General features: G+C 40.6%; 13 protein-coding genes and 1 riboswitch. Of the genes, 5 read left to right on the top strand and 8 right to left on the bottom strand.

Annotated elements, in window-relative coordinates; all coding sequences use genetic code 11:
- Window positions 1-12 precede the first annotated feature (12 nt).
- The gene (locus tag A5N88_RS13805) at window positions 13-1,668 is read left to right on the top strand and encodes a methyl-accepting chemotaxis protein (protein WP_198160277.1); all 1,656 of its coding nucleotides are present in this window, start codon (window positions 13-15) and stop codon (window positions 1,666-1,668) included.
- 172 nt (window positions 1,669-1,840) lie between these two features.
- On the opposite strand, the gene A5N88_RS13810 is transcribed toward A5N88_RS13805, so the two are convergent.
- Genes A5N88_RS13810 through A5N88_RS13825 form a run of 4 tightly spaced genes read right to left on the bottom strand, consistent with a single transcriptional unit; the run spans window position 1,841 to window position 4,651 of the window.
- Complete coding sequence (locus tag A5N88_RS13810; RefSeq protein WP_066267043.1) at window positions 1,841-2,590, bottom strand: ABC transporter ATP-binding protein; 750 nt, start codon at window positions 2,588-2,590, stop codon at window positions 1,841-1,843.
- On the bottom strand, window positions 2,587-3,582 hold the full coding sequence (locus A5N88_RS13815) for an ABC transporter substrate-binding protein (RefSeq protein ID WP_066267044.1): 996 nt from the start codon (window positions 3,580-3,582) through the stop codon (window positions 2,587-2,589). Before A5N88_RS13815 ends, A5N88_RS13810 begins: the two co-directional genes overlap by 4 nt.
- A complete protein-coding gene (locus A5N88_RS13820) occupies window positions 3,579-4,352 on the bottom strand; it encodes an ABC transporter permease (RefSeq protein WP_066267046.1) in 774 nt (257 codons plus the stop codon). Before A5N88_RS13820 ends, A5N88_RS13815 begins: the two co-directional genes overlap by 4 nt.
- Window positions 4,352-4,651: an MTH1187 family thiamine-binding protein gene (locus A5N88_RS13825; protein WP_066267047.1), complete on the bottom strand. Its 300-nt coding sequence runs from the start codon at window positions 4,649-4,651 to the stop codon at window positions 4,352-4,354. The genes A5N88_RS13820 and A5N88_RS13825 overlap by 1 nt, the downstream gene beginning before the upstream one ends.
- Window positions 4,652-4,862: 211 nt before the next feature.
- Window positions 4,863-4,965: riboswitch (TPP riboswitch) on the bottom strand.
- A gap of 143 nt (window positions 4,966-5,108) precedes the next feature.
- On the opposite strand from A5N88_RS13825, the gene A5N88_RS13830 reads away from it, so the two are divergent.
- On the top strand, window positions 5,109-5,705 hold the full coding sequence (locus tag A5N88_RS13830) for a pyridoxamine 5'-phosphate oxidase family protein (RefSeq protein WP_232317581.1): 597 nt from the start codon (window positions 5,109-5,111) through the stop codon (window positions 5,703-5,705).
- 91 nt (window positions 5,706-5,796) lie between these two features.
- Here the strand turns inward: A5N88_RS13830 and A5N88_RS13835 are convergent, their stop codons facing one another.
- A complete protein-coding gene (locus A5N88_RS13835; RefSeq protein WP_066267052.1) occupies window positions 5,797-7,101 on the bottom strand; it encodes a purine/pyrimidine permease in 1,305 nt (434 codons plus the stop codon).
- A 234-nt stretch (window positions 7,102-7,335) separates the two neighbouring features.
- Window positions 7,336-8,547 carry an ATP-binding protein gene (locus A5N88_RS13840; RefSeq protein WP_066267054.1) on the bottom strand — a complete coding sequence of 404 codons (1,212 nt, stop codon included), beginning with the start codon at window positions 8,545-8,547 and terminating at the stop codon, window positions 7,336-7,338.
- A gap of 1,293 nt (window positions 8,548-9,840) precedes the next feature.
- On the opposite strand from A5N88_RS13840, the gene A5N88_RS13845 reads away from it, so the two are divergent.
- The 3 genes from A5N88_RS13845 to guaC all read left to right on the top strand — a co-directional run bounded on the left by A5N88_RS13845 (window position 9,841) and on the right by guaC (window position 13,571).
- Entirely contained in the window at window positions 9,841-11,256 is a 1,416-nt protein-coding gene (locus tag A5N88_RS13845; protein ID WP_066267056.1) for a YfcC family protein, read from the top strand.
- A 24-nt stretch (window positions 11,257-11,280) separates the two neighbouring features.
- Window positions 11,281-12,381, top strand: a complete 1,101-nt coding sequence (locus tag A5N88_RS13850) for a M14 family metallopeptidase (RefSeq protein ID WP_066267058.1) — start codon at window positions 11,281-11,283, stop codon at window positions 12,379-12,381.
- 206 nt (window positions 12,382-12,587) lie between these two features.
- A complete protein-coding gene (guaC, locus tag A5N88_RS13855) occupies window positions 12,588-13,571 on the top strand; it encodes a GMP reductase (RefSeq protein WP_066267060.1) in 984 nt (327 codons plus the stop codon).
- 215 nt (window positions 13,572-13,786) lie between these two features.
- Here guaC and A5N88_RS13860 read toward each other — a convergent pair whose 3' ends face one another.
- The gene (locus A5N88_RS13860) at window positions 13,787-15,343 is read right to left on the bottom strand and encodes a GNAT family N-acetyltransferase (protein ID WP_412733817.1); all 1,557 of its coding nucleotides are present in this window, start codon (window positions 15,341-15,343) and stop codon (window positions 13,787-13,789) included.
- Window positions 15,344-15,531: 188 nt separating this feature from the next.
- On the bottom strand, window positions 15,532-16,029 hold the full coding sequence (locus tag A5N88_RS13865; protein WP_066267064.1) for a GNAT family N-acetyltransferase: 498 nt from the start codon (window positions 16,027-16,029) through the stop codon (window positions 15,532-15,534).
- Window positions 16,030-16,037 lie beyond the last annotated feature (8 nt).

Genomic DNA, 16,037 nt, shown 5'->3' on the forward strand with positions numbered 1-16,037 from the left:
CTGCCGTCACACATGTTTAACAAACTTAGTCTTCAAAGCATTTTGGTGTACCCATTTATTTTAATGATTATCATTTCTTCATCTCTCATTGCCTTTTACAGCTATGAAACGAATAAACAGTCTATAATCCAATCGGTTGAACAACAGATGGTTTCTTCAGCTGATGTCATCAACCAAAAAGTTACCATGCTGAAGGCCACAGTCCCAAAAGAAGAATTCGACCGAAATCTCGGTTATGCACTAACGTTAAACCGCAATAATTTTAATCAAGCCAGCCTTCATCCAGCACAGTTTATGATTACCAAGGATGGAGCAGTAAAAGAATTTTCCGGCTTCCATACTATATTACCCAAGCTTCCAGCGGAAATTATTCAGCAAGCATTGAAGCAAAAAGAGGGCTTGATTCATTATAACGGAATCACTTTATGCATTTCTCAACAAATGGAACTCGATGACTCCTTGTATGTCTTATCCCTTAATGCTAACGAATATTTAAAGCCGGCAATCCATAACCGTAATATCATGCTTGGCATCACTCTGGCCACCATTATTTTTGCAAGCTTCATTGGTTTTCTAACAGTCAGAAGAGTTTCAAGACCCATCTCCAGTTTAAAAGCTGCAATGGAAAAAGTAGCTGCAGGCAATCTCAAAGCAAGAATGCCTATGACCACCTCCTGCCGTGAAATTGAAACCTTATCTATTTGTTTTAATCAAATGGCAGAAAAATTGGACAGCCTGATCAGCCATTTAGAAAAAAGTACAAAAATGGTTACACTCTCCTCTGAAAAATTGCGTCATACCTCTGAGGAGTCCAAGCAGGCATCAGACCAAATAGCCATTGTTATCAGCGAAGTAGCAAGCGGCACTGAACGCCAGCTTCATACAGCTATGGATTCATCAAATATGGTTTCATCCATATCAAATGGCATGGCAAAGGCCGCTACATCCATGCTTAATGCGGAAGCAGCTACACAGCGGGCAACCGTTAAATCTGCAGCGGGCAATACACTGGTAAACCAAACCGTTGCTCAAATGAACCTTGTCCAGCAAACCGTAGGTGAAACGTCAGAAATGGTTCACTCTCTGAATGAAAAATCAAAGCATATCCAGCACATTATCAGTCTGATCAGCGACATCGCCATTCAAACGAATCTGCTCTCCTTAAATGCTGCAATTGAAGCTGCACGTGCTGGTGAACATGGCAAGGGCTTTGCAGTGGTGGCTGATGAAGTGCGCAAGCTGGCGGATCAATCTGGACAAGCAGCTGCCCAAATCAAAGGCTTGATCGAAGAAATTGGTATCGAAACAAAAAGAGTTGTTTCTTCTATCACGCATGGTTCGTCGGTTTTACAGGATGGAATTGAGCTTGTGCAAAAAACAGAACAGGCATTTGAGGAGATTGCCCATTCCATTCAAAAAATAACTACAGAGGCAGATGAAGTATCACAGATTGTAAAGGGCGTAAATAGCCAAACAAGCAGAATGGTAGATGGAATAGAAAGTATTAAAATGATCTCAAGAGACTTTTCAACCAGCATGGACCATGTTGCCGCTGCATCCGAAGAACAAAATGCCTATGTCGATGAAGTTTCCAATGAGGCAGTGAATCTAAATCAGCTCGCTCTGGAACTCGAGGATGTTTTAATATCCCTCAAGGCCAAATCGTAAGAACTCAGCAAATGCTCAATGTTAATATTTACTTTAGTAATTGGAACAGATACTCTCGAAAATCGCATTAAAGGAACCCGGTAAACAGCCTCATGTGCCTGAAGCAGCAAACAATTGGCAGGTCAACAGATTCAAAAGTAAAAATGCGCATCCCTAATGAATGCGCATTTTTTTATTTGTTAATATAAGGAGCCAGATTTTCAAGAATGATAGCTTTATCTTTCTTCAATTCATCTGACATCATCTGATCCATTGTGCGAGGTCTTGGTAAGGAAACAGCCACTTCCTTTATGATTGAAGAAGGCTGCTGTGACATGACAAAAACCCGGTCAGAAAGTAAAATGGCCTCTTCTAAATCATGCGTTACCATGACAATGGTTTGCCTGCCTTTTTCCCATGAATCCAAAAGCCAGCGGTGAACCTCCATTTTCGTAAAAGCATCCAGCTTTCCGAATGGCTCATCTAAAAGCATAATCGGTTTTCTGCAAAGATAGGCTCTTAAAAAACTGATTCTCTGGCGCATGCCGCCTGAAAGCTTATCAGGATAGTGTTGGGCATAATCTGCAAGACTAAATTGCTTTAATACCTCCATCCCCGCTTTCAGCCGTTCGTTTTTTTGAACACCCTCCAATTCAAGCGGAAGAATGATATTCTGAAGGGCAGTTCTCCACGGAAGCAGCAAATCCTGCTGAGGCATATAGCTAATAGCATTCTGATTAACAATAGGTTCATTTTCATATAACACGTTGCCGCTGTCTGCCTGTTCAATATTGGCAATGATATTCAACAACGTGCTTTTTCCACAACCGCTTGGACCTACAAAGGAGACAAAATCCCCTTCTTTAATCGAAACCATAATATTATTTAAGACTTCCCTGCCATTAAACCGCTTGGTAACATCCTTTATTTCTATTCCTGTCATTTCTGTCCATCCGGAAGAAATTCATTTGTATAGGCTGATTTAACATCAATTTTCTTCTTAATAACCTTGTTATCATATAAGAAATTCATGTAATTTTCCCAAACGGACTGCTTTTGAATTCCCCATTCCTTTGCGTCATCCTGATATTTTGTGCTAAGCCATTTTTGGCTGTCCTCTATAAGCCCTTTGTTGGAGCCTGGAACATCCTTAACCAGAATATCAGCCGCCTGTTTTGGATGAGCAATCGCATATTGATAGCCTTGAGAGGTAGCCTTCATAAATCTCTTCACAAGGTCTTTGTCCTGCTGCACATGCCTCTCACTCGTAATGATGACAGGACTATAATAATCAAGGGCAGGATTTATATCTTTAAGATAAATCGTGTTGATTTTAACGCCATTGCGCTTAGCCTGAATTCCATCCCAGCCGTAGTAAATCCATTCAAAGTCAGCGTCGCGGCCAATTGATTTGAAGAAATCTGTTTCGCCAAGCGTGATATTCTTCACTTTATTATAATTCGCATGGTATTTTTCCATAATTGTTTTAATCGTTGCTTCTTCTGCAGGGCCCCCCCAGCCTCCATAACGCTTTCCTTCAAAATCCTTCGGTGAAGTGATATGATCCTTTGCAAGAGAAGCAAACGCAGAGGTATTGTGCTGAATAATGGCTCCTATCGATACAATGGGAATATCATTTTCTCTTGCCATAGTGACGTTCTCCTGGTAGCTCACCCCAAAATCAGCTTTTCCAGAGGCAACAAGCTGTTCAGCAGTAACATTTTCACCTGGCTGAATAATCTTGACGTCAAGTCCCTGTTTCTTAAAATAATTCTTCGTTTGGGCTACATATAAGCCAGTATGGTTAGTATTAGGAAACCAATCCAGCACTACTGTAACCTTTCTGTTTTTCGCCTGCTGTCCTTGGTTTGAGGAACAGCCGGCAATCCCGACTATCAATAATGCTGTAAGCAGCAACAGTATACTCTTTTTCATGAACGATCATCATCCTTTCTATAAATCCAAGGCGCCAACATTCTGGCTAATGCTTCAACAAGCGCATACATAATCAGTGTCACAATTACGATGACTGCTGCAACACCAAATAATTGTGCAGTCATAAATGATTTGGTAGCCCGTGTTAGCAGGACACCCAGACCATCGCTTGCTCCCAGCCACTCTCCAATGATGGCCCCCATCACACTATACGTAACTGCAATTTTTAATCCTGAAAAAAAATAAGGCAAAATGGCTGGAAACTTTACTTTTCTGTAAACCTGCCATTTCGTAGCATTCATCGTTTTTAAAAGGTTCAACATCGCTTGGTCCACCGTTTGAAATCCTTCCAAAATGCTTAATGAAATAGGAAAAAAACAAACAAGCACAACCACTAAAACCTTCGGCAGCATGCCAAAGCCAAACCAAATAATAAATAACGGGGCAATCGCCACTATTGGTATCGTTTGGGATACCACAAGAAGCGGGTTTACCAGTATTTTCAAAAAAGGTACAGCATCAAGAATGGTTGCCAGGGCCATTCCAACTGCCACTGCCACCACCAGGCCGATCAATACTTCTTCAAGGGTTTGAATTGTATTTGATATCAGCAGTACCTGATTGTCCATCAAACTGCTGACAATGTCTGAGGGCTTCGGTAGAATCCAGCCTTCCACATGAAAAAAAGTTACCGCAGCCTGCCAGGCAATCAACAGGAGAATAAACCATATTATTGTAATAAATGTATTAGAATATTTCCGTTTTCTCATTATTCCATACGGTACTTGCCGACTTTTTCATCGATGGTAACACCCTGATTCGGCCGATAATGAATTTTTATGGAAGTGATCACATCACTTGCCCCCGCCAGAACACATGCATGCTGTGCTTCTTTAATAATATCCAGGAGATGATCCAATTCCCCTTCCATCGTGGTTTCCATTGCTCCAACTTCATAGCGGACACCCGAGTTTTGGACAACCTCTATGGCTTTATCTACAACAGCGTATAGATCCTTTGTTTGGACATGCGGTACTACTGAAAAAGAAACTGTTACTTGATTAGACATAAACATCCTCCTCTATTAAAATGACCTTCTGATTAAACCTGACTCGATTTTGCCAACACCATTTGCTCTTCTTTTTTTTAATTGCCATTTATAAAAGAATGTCTTCATTATGATTCCTTTCATGAATAAAGGTAAACATGACAAATGAAAAAGGCCCCTCTGAATGACGCAGAGAAGCCTTCTATGTAAAAAGTCATAGAATATCTTAGATTATGGATCCTAAGAAACTCCCTACGCTGGCATTACCCAGATCAGGTTAAGGGTCGATGCAGGAAAAGCATCCTCTCAGCCTCATGGCTCCCCTGTTTTTAATGTATCTTCATTTTAGCACGAGTCTTTTTTTTAAAACAACTAAAAATGTTTGCAGAACTATATGGGTTTGGTTATAGTGGGTAGAAAGACTTGCATCGTGTAGTTAGAAAGGAAGTGTTCTGCCATGGAGCTAAGAGGAGAGCACATGCTGCAAAAAAAATATCAAACGGAAAAAAGAGCGGCCGCTTTTTATGATAATCAACTAATCAATTATCTGAATCCTGCCATGCAGGAATTCATCTCCCAGCAAGAGATGGTATTTATCTCTACTGCCGATCAAAACGGCAATTGTGATTCTTCCTTTAAAGCAGGATTGCCTGGCTTTGTCAGAGTAAAGGATGAAAAAACAATCTTTTATCCTGAATACCGGGGAAACGGTGTAATGGCGAGCTTGGGAAATATAGTGGAAAATCCTCATATTGGTTTATTATTTATTGATTTTCTCCATAACCAGATTGGATTACATATAAATGGACGTGCGAGAATAATAGAGAATGATGCCTTAACAGACCTGCACCTCCCTGATTCTGTGATGAACATAATAAAGGAAGAAGAAGGAGAGAAGCCCGAAAGATGGGTCGTCATCGATATTGATGAAGCCTATATTCATTGTTCCAAGCATATCCCTGCCTTTAAAAAGGTCAACAAAGAGATTTTTTGGAATACGGATGATGCCAAAAAGAAGGGCGGAGACTTTTTTAAAGTAAAAAAATTAAAGAAAAAAGCGGAGAGCGTCCGCTAATTTAAATATTCAGCAGTCATGGCAGCTGAAAAAAGGAGTGGATCCAAAACCGTCCACTCCTTTTTCATTGATAAACTAAATTAATCGCCCATTATTCTTGAGAATCTAAGCTTTCCTTTTTTTCCTTCCAAAACACATCCATAAGAACCGCTACGATAAATCCAAGCAGCAAACCATTTCCAAGAATGGACTGGGCAAGAGTAGGCAGTTTGACAAGAGCGGAGGAAGGAATAAACATGCTTCCAGCACCAATTGCAATCGTGAGGCCAAAGATTGTGGCACGCCGTTGGTCTACCCTTTGCAGCAAGACTGTATTAAAGCCGATAATCGCCATGTGGCAAAAAGAAGACAGGATTGCTGCATATGCTACTGGGCTTGGAATCAATGTGAAAACCATTGATACGGCAGGGAACAAGGATATAATAACGAGAAGGATGCTTCCACAAATAAATGGAAGCCTTTCTGCCCTGCCTGTCATTTTTAAAAATCCTGCAGTGGTCGATAAAGGAACGTTCCCTACAACGGAAAAAACAGCAGAAAGAAGGGTATTAATACCTGCAATGATTCCGCTCCGTTTCAAGACAGGGCTTTCCAGTTCCGATGAATCATGTACGGCCATATTTACTGCGGTGATTGTGGCAATTAGGTTGGAAATCAGGACAAGCCCAATAATTATTCCTGTCACCGCCATACTAATGTTCAAATGCGGATTACCCCAGGAAAAGAAGCCCGGAATTGAAAATACCCGGTTCTTCCCCTCCATACCTGATCCCCAGCCCATCAAATGAAATAGAATGGTCCCAACAAGAATTCCAATTAAAACGGCATATGTTCGAAAAAAGCCCTTGCCAAAAAGGGACAAAAATAAAACAGCTAAAAACAATGGAACCGTTACAAGTAAAAGCGATGGCTTAACTACATCGCCGCTGGACGCAATCCCCAGCATCCCTTTCAAAAAGGTGCCGCTAAGCTGAATGGAAATCAAGATGAGGAAGGTTCCTGTCACGATAGGAGTAAACAGTTTTTGAAGCTTGATAATAAGGCCTGTTGCTCCTGCTATACCTAGTGTAATCCCACCAATCAGCATGGTTCCTTCGAGAGTACCAAGCCCGCTTTGGTACTGTGCAGCACTAGCCAGTGAGCTCCCTGTAATAATAAACACGCCCAGCCAAATGCCTGCAGGACCATCCGCAATGGATAAACGGTGGCCCATTATGCTTTGAAGTAAGGAACTGATTCCTACGACCAGGAAAGTCCTCTGCATCATTTCAATTACCTGTCCAGAAGAAAAATGATAAACATGGCCAATGACGATGGGAATCGTAATGCAGTTGGCGATTAAAAAGATGACCCACTGGAAGGTGGTCAGTACATCTCTAAACGCTACGTTCTTCATGATGATTGTTTTCCCCTTCCTCATATAGATGAATTTATTTCGATTGGCTTTGTAAAGGATCCTGTTGCTTTTTAGCTCATTCAAGTAAAATGGCCGTTTCACTGGAATAAGCTAAAAACCAGCAGTTTTTATTTATAAGAGCCTTTCGCCTAAATATAATAAAATGACAATGCCAATCAATCGTTAATTATATGTGAAACTGAATAGCAAGAAAAGAAAACCGCTTAAAAGGGACTATGATAACTGGGTTTTAATTTGAAAGGTAAGCCTTACGGTAGTCCCTTCACCTTTTAAGCTGGAAAATTGAATGGATCCTCCATATTTTTCAATGATGTTATAACAAATCATGAGCCCCAGCCCGGTGCCTTTTGATTTTAAAGAATAAAATGGGCTTCCAAGCATTTTAAGCTCGCTGCTCTCCATTCCCATCCCAGTGTCCCTGATACTTACCACAAGCTCTCGATCCTCCCTTTCTGTGGTGATGAAAATCATACCTCCATGGTCCATTGCTTCTATTGCATTTTTTATTAGATTCACAAGAATCTGGTTAAACTCCACCTTACTGCAATAAATATTCACATGTTCATGGATAGATATAGAGAAGGCTGTATTATTCATAGAGGCATAGGATTGAAGCAAATCTACCACACTATTAATTCCTTCCCCTACATTGCATAAAACAGAGCTTTCAACAGCAGGCTTCGCAAGTGAGAGAAAATCATTTATAACTTTTTCAGCCGTCTGCAATTCCTCCAGCATGAGATGGAAATGCCGGTGCGAGCCCTCATTCAAAGTCCTGTCCTCCTTATACAGCTGCAAAAAACCTTTTACAACCGTAATCGGATTTCGAATTTCATGGGCTACTGCTGCAGCCAGCTGTCCTGTCGTTTTAAATCTTTCCGTCTTTTGAATTTGCTCATAGTAGATTGCCAGTCTTTCCATTCGTGCATTTGTCATTACAAAAATAAAAAAAATAATGACCTGGCTGCTGTAGAAATCAAGTAGATTTCCTGAAAAGTCATTGAGTAAATAATGATATTCCTGTTTTTTATCAAAAGAATAGGCATAGATAAATAACCCTGCAGAAAGCAGAAGATTGAATGTGAGAATCGTATAAAAGATCCGTTTATGAAAAAAGACAATAGCAATGCCAGGAAGGATGGCAATGAAAATAAAATTTAATATTGTTTCAGGATAGATAAAAAAGAGGGTATAAAAATAAGCCGCAATCAAAAAAACAATGAGACCTTTAATCGAATTAGATTCTCTCTTAGGGTAAATAATCAGGCATGCAGAAACAACTATAACAAAAAACAGATGTAACATGATTGCAGCATGCAGATTTCTTTCGGGAGAAGATAAAATCCCTATTGCCATGAAAATGATTACAATAACAACAACAGTTCTGTATATCTTTGAATCCGGAAGACTACTGATTTCTTTCATTTTTCTCTCCAATAAGATGTAATTTCTAGGCTTCAACACTCAATTTTAACATTCTTTTCCACTCTCTCTGTTATATTACTTTTTAAAACTTGTAAGGTCAATAAATTGCAAAAGTGTTTTTGGAAACTTTGTCCATCATTGCGCTAACAGAGGAAAAATGGTGAATACTTTTAGATTACAAAGATACCAGTGGGACGGACAAGTTCCATTGTGAGTTGGGATTGGATTCACGGGAAAAGGACTTAATAAAGGTCATGAAGGACAAAAACTAGCTAGGTGCAACAAGAGCCGTTCTTCATCGTGGTCGTGAATGACTTTTCACGTTAGAACCAACCTCGATAAGGGCTTCATCGACGCCATGAAGGACTTTTTGCCATGGAACCAACCCCGATAAGGGCTTCATCGACGCCATGAAGGACTTTTCGCCATGGAACTAACCTCGATAAGGGCTTCATCAGCTCCATGAAGGACTTTTTGCCATGGAACCAACCCCGATAAGGGCTTCATCGACGCCATGAAGGACTTTTCGCCATGGAACCAATCTCGATAAGGGCTTCATCGACGTCATGAAGGACTTTTCGCGTTTGAACTAAACTCGATAAGGGCTTCATCGACGTCATAAAGGACTTTTCGCCATGGAACCAACCTCGATAAGGGCTTCATCAGCTCCATGAAGGACTTTTCGCCATGGAACCAACCTCGATAAGGGCTTCATCGACGCCATGAAGGACTTTTCGCGTTTGAACTAAACTCGATAAGGGCTTCATCAGCTCCATGAAGGACTTTTTGCCATGGAACCAACCTCGATAAGGGCTTCATCGACGCCATGAAGGATTTTTCGCCATGGAACTAACCTCGATAAGGGCTTCATCAGCTCCATGAAGGACTTGTCGCCATGGAACCAACCCCGATAAGGGCTTCATCGACGCCATGAAGGACTTTTCGCCATGGAACTAACCTCGATAAGGCCTTCATCAGCTCCATGAAGGACTTGTCGCGTTAGAATCAACTCCAAAAAGGGCTTCACCGCAGTCACGAAAGGATAAAATTCAGAAAAAACAATAGAGAAATATGCTTCATAAAGCCTGTGAACGATTAACACTCTAACGGAACCATTCAAAGAAATTGCCCATTGAAATAAACAAGCTAAAAAGAGCTTGTTTCCTTCACTCCTCGAGGAAGCAACCCATAAAAGAACTGAAATTTTTAAACATTCACAAAAATATTTTACTGGGCAAATAGAAACAGCTAAAATAGAGATAGCAAGTATAAAAATAAAAGGCTGGGAAGAAAATGGACGATCAATTGGGTATGAAATTAAGCCGAAAAACGTTCTTTCAATCCACCGCTATTTTAATGCTTTTGATATTGCTTTCTGGATTGTTAACCAGAATCATCCCTGCTGGAAGCTATGAGCGAACGGTTAAAAACGGGCATACTTTTATTAAACCTGGAACCTTTCATTTTTTGACGGATACACCGCCCTTTCCGATTTACCGTTGGTTTACAGCTCCTTTTGAATTATTTTTGTCACAGGATGCAGTAACAGTTATAACCATTATAGCTTTCATTTTAATAATCGGCGGCTCATTTGCCATTTTTGATGGTACAAAAGTATTTGAAAGAGTCATTGATTTATTGGTTCACCGATTTTCTCAGAAAGAAAAATGGATTATTATCATCTTCTCGTTGTTTTTCATGCTGTTAGGAGCGATTTTCGGAATTTTGGAAGAGGTCATTCCACTAATCCCGATAATGGTTTTAGTGGCAAAAAGATTGGGCTGGGATGAACTGATGGGGCTGGGTTTGAGTTTATTGTCTGTAGGGTTTGGGTTTTCCTCCGCGCTTTTTAATCCTTTTACAATTGGCATTGCTCAATCAATGGCTGGTGTGCCTGTGTTCTCGGGTCTTCTTTATAGAATGGTCATTTTCACTGTAACGTACGGCGTTTTATTGCTCTTTTTATTTCGCCATCACAAAAAACTAAAACAGAGCGCCATTTACAAAGTGGAAGCAAGCTCTGAGCTGGCTGCAGCCTTAGAGTATGAGACCAGCAAACTTACTATCCGGCCAACCATTATCGGTTTCGTCCTTTTACTTATTGTCATTATGCTCCTTCCCGTACTTCAATTGGATGATTACTCTATGCCCATTATCGCATTAGGTGTTTTTTTCACTGCGCTGGCCACTGGAATCAGCAGCAAAGTCCCTTTCTCAAAGATGATGCACTATTTTACCAAAGGACTTCTTAATCTGGCTCCCAGTTCATTGCTGATTATCCTCGCTTTAAGCGTAAAGCATATTGTTGAAAGCGCCAATATGATGGACACACTTTTATATTATTTGTCTGTACATGTTAAAGGATTATCTCCTATTGCAGGCGGAATTACCATGTACCTAATAGTCTTTGCCCTTCAATTTTTCATTCCATCCGCAACAGCAAAAGCCATGCTCGTTATGCCTATTTTAACACCTATTGGAGACATCCTGGGTGTAACAAGACAAAGCGTTGTTCTTGCCTTTAACTTTGGAGATGGGTTCAGCCATTTGTTATATCCTACCAACCCTGCTCTTTTGATTGCCCTAAGCCTAACGACTGTAAGCTTTACTAGATGGCTGAAGTGGACAATTGGCATACAGATTATTTTGTTTATGATGACACTGTTCTTTTTAATCCTTGCCATTATATTTAAATACGGACCTATTTAACAGGAATGTAAGGTGCTAAAAAAAATGAATCCATTATTTCTATTTGATTATGACCAATGTAAAAATCGATTTTTACAATACCAAACTGCAATAGAAAAATTTTGGCCAGATGTAGACCTCAGAACGTTTTCTTTAAAAGACGGTACAGCGATGGACTTTATCCATGCCGCACCGCATCAGGCTGACCAGCTGCTGATCATTTCAACCGGTTTACATGGAATAGAAGGCTATGTAGGTGCTGCGATGCTGGAATTTTTTATGAAGGAATTTGTTCATAAACTCAACCACGAAAAGACGGCTCTCGGGCTTATACACGGAATCAACAGCTGGGGAATGAAACACTTCCGGAAAGCAAATGAAAACAACGTGGACTTAAATCGAAATTTTGTTTGGGATTGGTCGGACGCCACTACCTTACAAAATAATGAGTACGAAGAATTAAACAGTTTGTTTCATCCAAAAGCTCACTTTTCCAACCGTGCACGTCAATCTCTTTCATTTGCCTGGAAGCTTGGTCAGACTCTTTATAAAAAAAATCAAAAGTTTATTACAAGGGCTGTTACGCTTGGCCAGTACAAAGACCCCAAGGGAGCATATTACGGAGGGAAGGACTATGAGAAAATCACCAAACACTTAATGGAGATGTATGAAGCCCTCTTCTCTGTTTATACTTCCATCATTTTGCTAGATATTCATACAGGCTACGGACCAAAGGATGACATGTACCTTGTTAATTCGCGTTATGAATACAGAACACAAGCTGATTTCACAAAGCAGCTTGGCTATCCCTTCATTATCTCTACTACTCCTGAAAAATTTTACGAAATTAACGGAGATATGATTGATTACATTTATCGTCTTCAGCAAACAACGTTTCCTGACAGGCATTTATTTGCTACAACCTTTGAGTTTGGTACATTGGGGGATTCTCTTTATGGCCAATTCAAAAGCCTGCAAGCCACTATTGAAGAAACTGATCATTATGTTACGAAAAGAGGAAGCCGCACATCCATCCGCCGTTTATTCCAAAAGCTCTATGCCCCATCTGATGAAAAATGGCAAAACAAAGCAGTTGAAAACGCAAAACAAGCATTTCAAGGAGTAATTAACGGGTTTTTATTATAGAGCAAAAATGGTTCCTGCCTCACTGGAGCCTTTCTTCATGCTGCTTTCATCAGAGCACAAACTTTAAGCTTCCAATAAAAGATAATATTATTTCAACTTTTTGAAAACAATAAGGATTGACGGCAAAGAAAAAGTAAGGTACAGTATAAATATACGAACAATTTTTATTGATTTACGATTAATATTCGTTTTTAGGGGTGCTAATCATGGAAAATGTATTTGATTATGAAGATATTCAGCTGATTCCAGCAAAATGTGTTGTAAATAGCAGATCTGAATGTGATACATCCATCACTTTTGGCGGACGTACATTTAAATTGCCGGTTGTACCTGCAAATATGCAGACCATTATAGATGAAAAAATTGCCGTATACTTAGCTGAGAACGGTTATTTTTATGTCATGCATCGTTTTGAACCTGAGAAGCGTTTGTCTTTTATTCAGGATATGAAGTCACGCGGTTTATTTTCTTCTATCAGCGTTGGAGTTAAAGAAGAAGAGTATCGTTTCATCCAGCAATTATCTGAGGAGCAGCTAACTCCTGAATATATCACTATTGATATTGCCCACGGCCATTCCAATGCGGTCATTGAGATGATCCAGCATATTAAAAAGTATCTGCCTGAAAGCTTTGTCATTGCAGGAAATGTTGGTACTCCAGAAGCAGTAAGGGAATTGGAAAATGCAGGAGCTGATGCTACAAAAGTAGGCATCGGGCCAGGAAAAGTATGTATTACGAAAATCAAAACCGGATTCGGCACAGGAGGCTGGCAATTAGCTGCACTTCGCTGGTGTGCAAAAGCGGCCAGCAAGCCGATCATTGCTGATGGCGGAATCCGCACACATGGCGATATTGCTAAATCCATCCGCTTCGGAGCCTCTATGGTCATGATTGGCTCATTATTCGCAGGACATGAGGAATCGCCTGGACAAACAATCGAAGTAAACGGAAAGCTGTATAAAGAATACTTTGGATCAGCATCTGAGTTCCAAAAAGGTGAAAAGAAAAACGTTGAAGGCAAAAAGATGCATGTAGAACACAAAGGGGCCTTACAAGATACACTTATTGAAATGGAACAGGATCTTCAGTCCTCCATTTCATACGCGGGCGGCACAAAGCTTGATGCCATTCGCAATGTGGATTACGTCGTTGTGAAAAATTCCATTTTCAATGGTGATAAGGTTTATTAATCAAAATCTAGGCCCAGTTACGTTTCTATGCTGATAATTCACTCATTATTTAGCTCATTTTATAGGAAACTGCTGTTTCACACGAATGAGCTAAAAACAACTGAGTCCACTCATAAATACCAATATAAAAAGCAGCAGGTTTCCTTTTGGAGCCTGCTGCTTTGCTAATAAAAATGCCTCAATGCTATTTAAAAAACTCCCAGAATGCTGACCAATCAGCTGTTAAAATCAATTCTATACAAATCTCTCCTACGGTCGCGCAGCTGGCGTACCGAGCCGCTATTGCGGGAACGTCTCAGCTTCTCAAGGTCTACATCCCCTACTACCACCGTTTCCACGTTCGCATCGCATTCTCCTACAATTCCGTCGCGGGCAAATTCGAAATCAGAAGGTGAAAAAATTCCGGACTGTGCATACTGGATATCCATATTTTCAACATGCGTTAAATTGCCAACGGTTCCTGCAATGCAGGTATACACTTGATTCTCGATCGCTCTTGCCTGAGCACAGTAGCGTACTCGCAAATAACCCTGCCTGTCATCGGTACAAAACGGCACGAAAATAATGTTTGCCCCTCTATCAACCGCAATTCTGGACAGTTCAGGAAATTCAACATCATAGCAAATTTGAATCGCAATCCTGCCACAATCCGTATCGAACACTTTTATTTCGTTTCCTTCTGCAATCCCCCACCACTTTCTTTCGTTTGGTGTTGCGTGGATTTTGGACTGGGTTTCAATCGTTCCATCGCGGCGGAATAAGTACGCCACGTTAAAGATTTCACCATCCTCCTCCACAAAGTGAGAGCCTCCGATAATATTGACATTGTATCTTACAGCCAGTTCAGTAAAGACCTTAATATATTGATCGGTATAGGTTGCCAGCCTGCGGACTGCCTGATCCGGACGTTTCTCCTCCAGAAAGGACATTAATTGTGTAGTGAAAATTTCTGGAAAGACAGCAAAGTCAGATTCAAAATCAGCTGCAATATCTACATAATATTCGATTTGCTTTTTAAAATCCTCGAAAGTATCAATCTTTTTCATCATGTATTGGATGGCACAAATCCTTACCGGAAATGATGCACGATACACACGCCGCGATTTAGGCAGGTAGTCAATATTGTTCCATTCCATTAAAGTCGCAAAGGAGTCTGATGCCTTATCGTCAGGAAGATATCGGGTGTTGATTCGTTTAATGCTGAATCCTTCGAGAAGCTGGAACGACAACACCGGATCATAAATACTGTGCTTCTCCACTTCGGCAACATACTCCCTCGGCGTCATCTCCGCTTTGTATTTATAATAGTTTGGAATCCTCCCGCCAATAATAATACTCTGAAGATTTAAATGCCGCGTCAGCTCCTTGCGCGCTTCATACAGACGATGCCCTATTTTCATTCGCCTGTACTCCGGATCAACCATGACTTCTATTCCATATAAATTAAATCCGTTGGGATCATGATTTGTAATATAACCATTATCGGTAATGGTGTTCCATGTATGCTGGTCTGAATACTCATCAAAATTCACGATGAGACTGGAACAGGACCCTACAATTTTATCATCATATTCCACACAGAATTGTCCCTCGGGAAAAATACGGATATGGCTTTGCAGCTGCTCCTTTTTCCAAGGCTCCATGCCGGAAAAACAGCGTTTCCAAAGCTTCATAATATCGTCAATGTCTTCCATTCGGGTATTCCGTACAGTAATCTTTTTCTCGTACTTTGACATGTCTTGCTCTGTCACACGCTCACATCCTTCTCTCATTTCTATCCCTTACTGTGTTATGTCGTGCCTTAATGGAATAATGGCAGCCTTACATTTCTCACAGTTATATTACCCTCTTCTTCCCTATTTCATCTTCTACCAATCCATTTTTCGCGTTTTTTAAAATTTATTGTGAATGAATTACCTTTCATCGATGAAACATAACCTAATACATTTGCAAAAAGCGCCTATATCGTCAATCGAAAAGCTTTCACAATTACTCCATCATCGCTCGGCTCGAAGTCAAACTGCGGATAGCGCTCAAAGCCCATTTTTTCATACAGTTTAATGGCATTCACCATAAAGTCGGCAGTATGCAGACCAATGAAACGGGACCCCTTTTCTTTCGTTCTGCGGATACACTCGCTAACCAAAGAGGCTGCTGTTCCTTTTCCTCGGGCTTCCGGGTGTACGGCAAGCATCCGAATTTCGTAATAATCCAGTTCGTCTATATAGCCGTCATAAGCATCTGTATTTGGAGGGAACAAAGCCACACTGCCATGAATTTTCCCATCTAACTCTGCCACAATCCATTCTACTCCTGGCAAACTGGCTTCAACTGATATCGCTTGTTTTAAAGCCAGCCAATGTGCTGTCGATACTGCCTTTGAGTACTCTGAGTATGCGTGGATTCTCTGCTCACGAATTTCATTTAATTCTTCCTGCATTGCATCGCGTATAATCATTCGCTATC

This window comes from Heyndrickxia acidicola, from assembly GCF_001636425.1.
GTDB lineage: Bacteria > Bacillota > Bacilli > Bacillales > Bacillaceae_C > Bacillus_AE > Bacillus_AE acidicola.

Bases quoted from the DNA above. Each gene is read 5' to 3' on its own strand.
- A5N88_RS13805 (WP_198160277.1), top strand. From the start codon at position 13: ATGTTTAACAAACTTAGTCTTCAAAGCATTTTGGTGTACCCATTTATT.
- A5N88_RS13810 (WP_066267043.1), bottom strand. From the start codon at position 2,590: ATGACAGGAATAGAAATAAAGGATGTTACCAAGCGGTTTAATGGCAGG.
- A5N88_RS13815 (WP_066267044.1), bottom strand. From the start codon at position 3,582: ATGAAAAAGAGTATACTGTTGCTGCTTACAGCATTATTGATAGTCGGG.
- A5N88_RS13820 (WP_066267046.1), bottom strand. From the start codon at position 4,352: ATGAGAAAACGGAAATATTCTAATACATTTATTACAATAATATGGTTT.
- A5N88_RS13825 (WP_066267047.1), bottom strand. From the start codon at position 4,651: ATGTCTAATCAAGTAACAGTTTCTTTTTCAGTAGTACCGCATGTCCAA.
- A5N88_RS13830 (WP_232317581.1), top strand. From the start codon at position 5,109: ATGCTGCAAAAAAAATATCAAACGGAAAAAAGAGCGGCCGCTTTTTAT.
- A5N88_RS13835 (WP_066267052.1), bottom strand. From the start codon at position 7,101: ATGAAGAACGTAGCGTTTAGAGATGTACTGACCACCTTCCAGTGGGTC.
- A5N88_RS13840 (WP_066267054.1), bottom strand. From the start codon at position 8,547: ATGAAAGAAATCAGTAGTCTTCCGGATTCAAAGATATACAGAACTGTT.
- A5N88_RS13845 (WP_066267056.1), top strand. From the start codon at position 9,841: ATGGACGATCAATTGGGTATGAAATTAAGCCGAAAAACGTTCTTTCAA.
- A5N88_RS13850 (WP_066267058.1), top strand. From the start codon at position 11,281: ATGAATCCATTATTTCTATTTGATTATGACCAATGTAAAAATCGATTT.
- guaC (WP_066267060.1), top strand. From the start codon at position 12,588: ATGGAAAATGTATTTGATTATGAAGATATTCAGCTGATTCCAGCAAAA.
- A5N88_RS13860 (WP_412733817.1), bottom strand. From the start codon at position 15,343: ATGAGAGAAGGATGTGAGCGTGTGACAGAGCAAGACATGTCAAAGTAC.
- A5N88_RS13865 (WP_066267064.1), bottom strand. From the start codon at position 16,029: ATGATTATACGCGATGCAATGCAGGAAGAATTAAATGAAATTCGTGAG.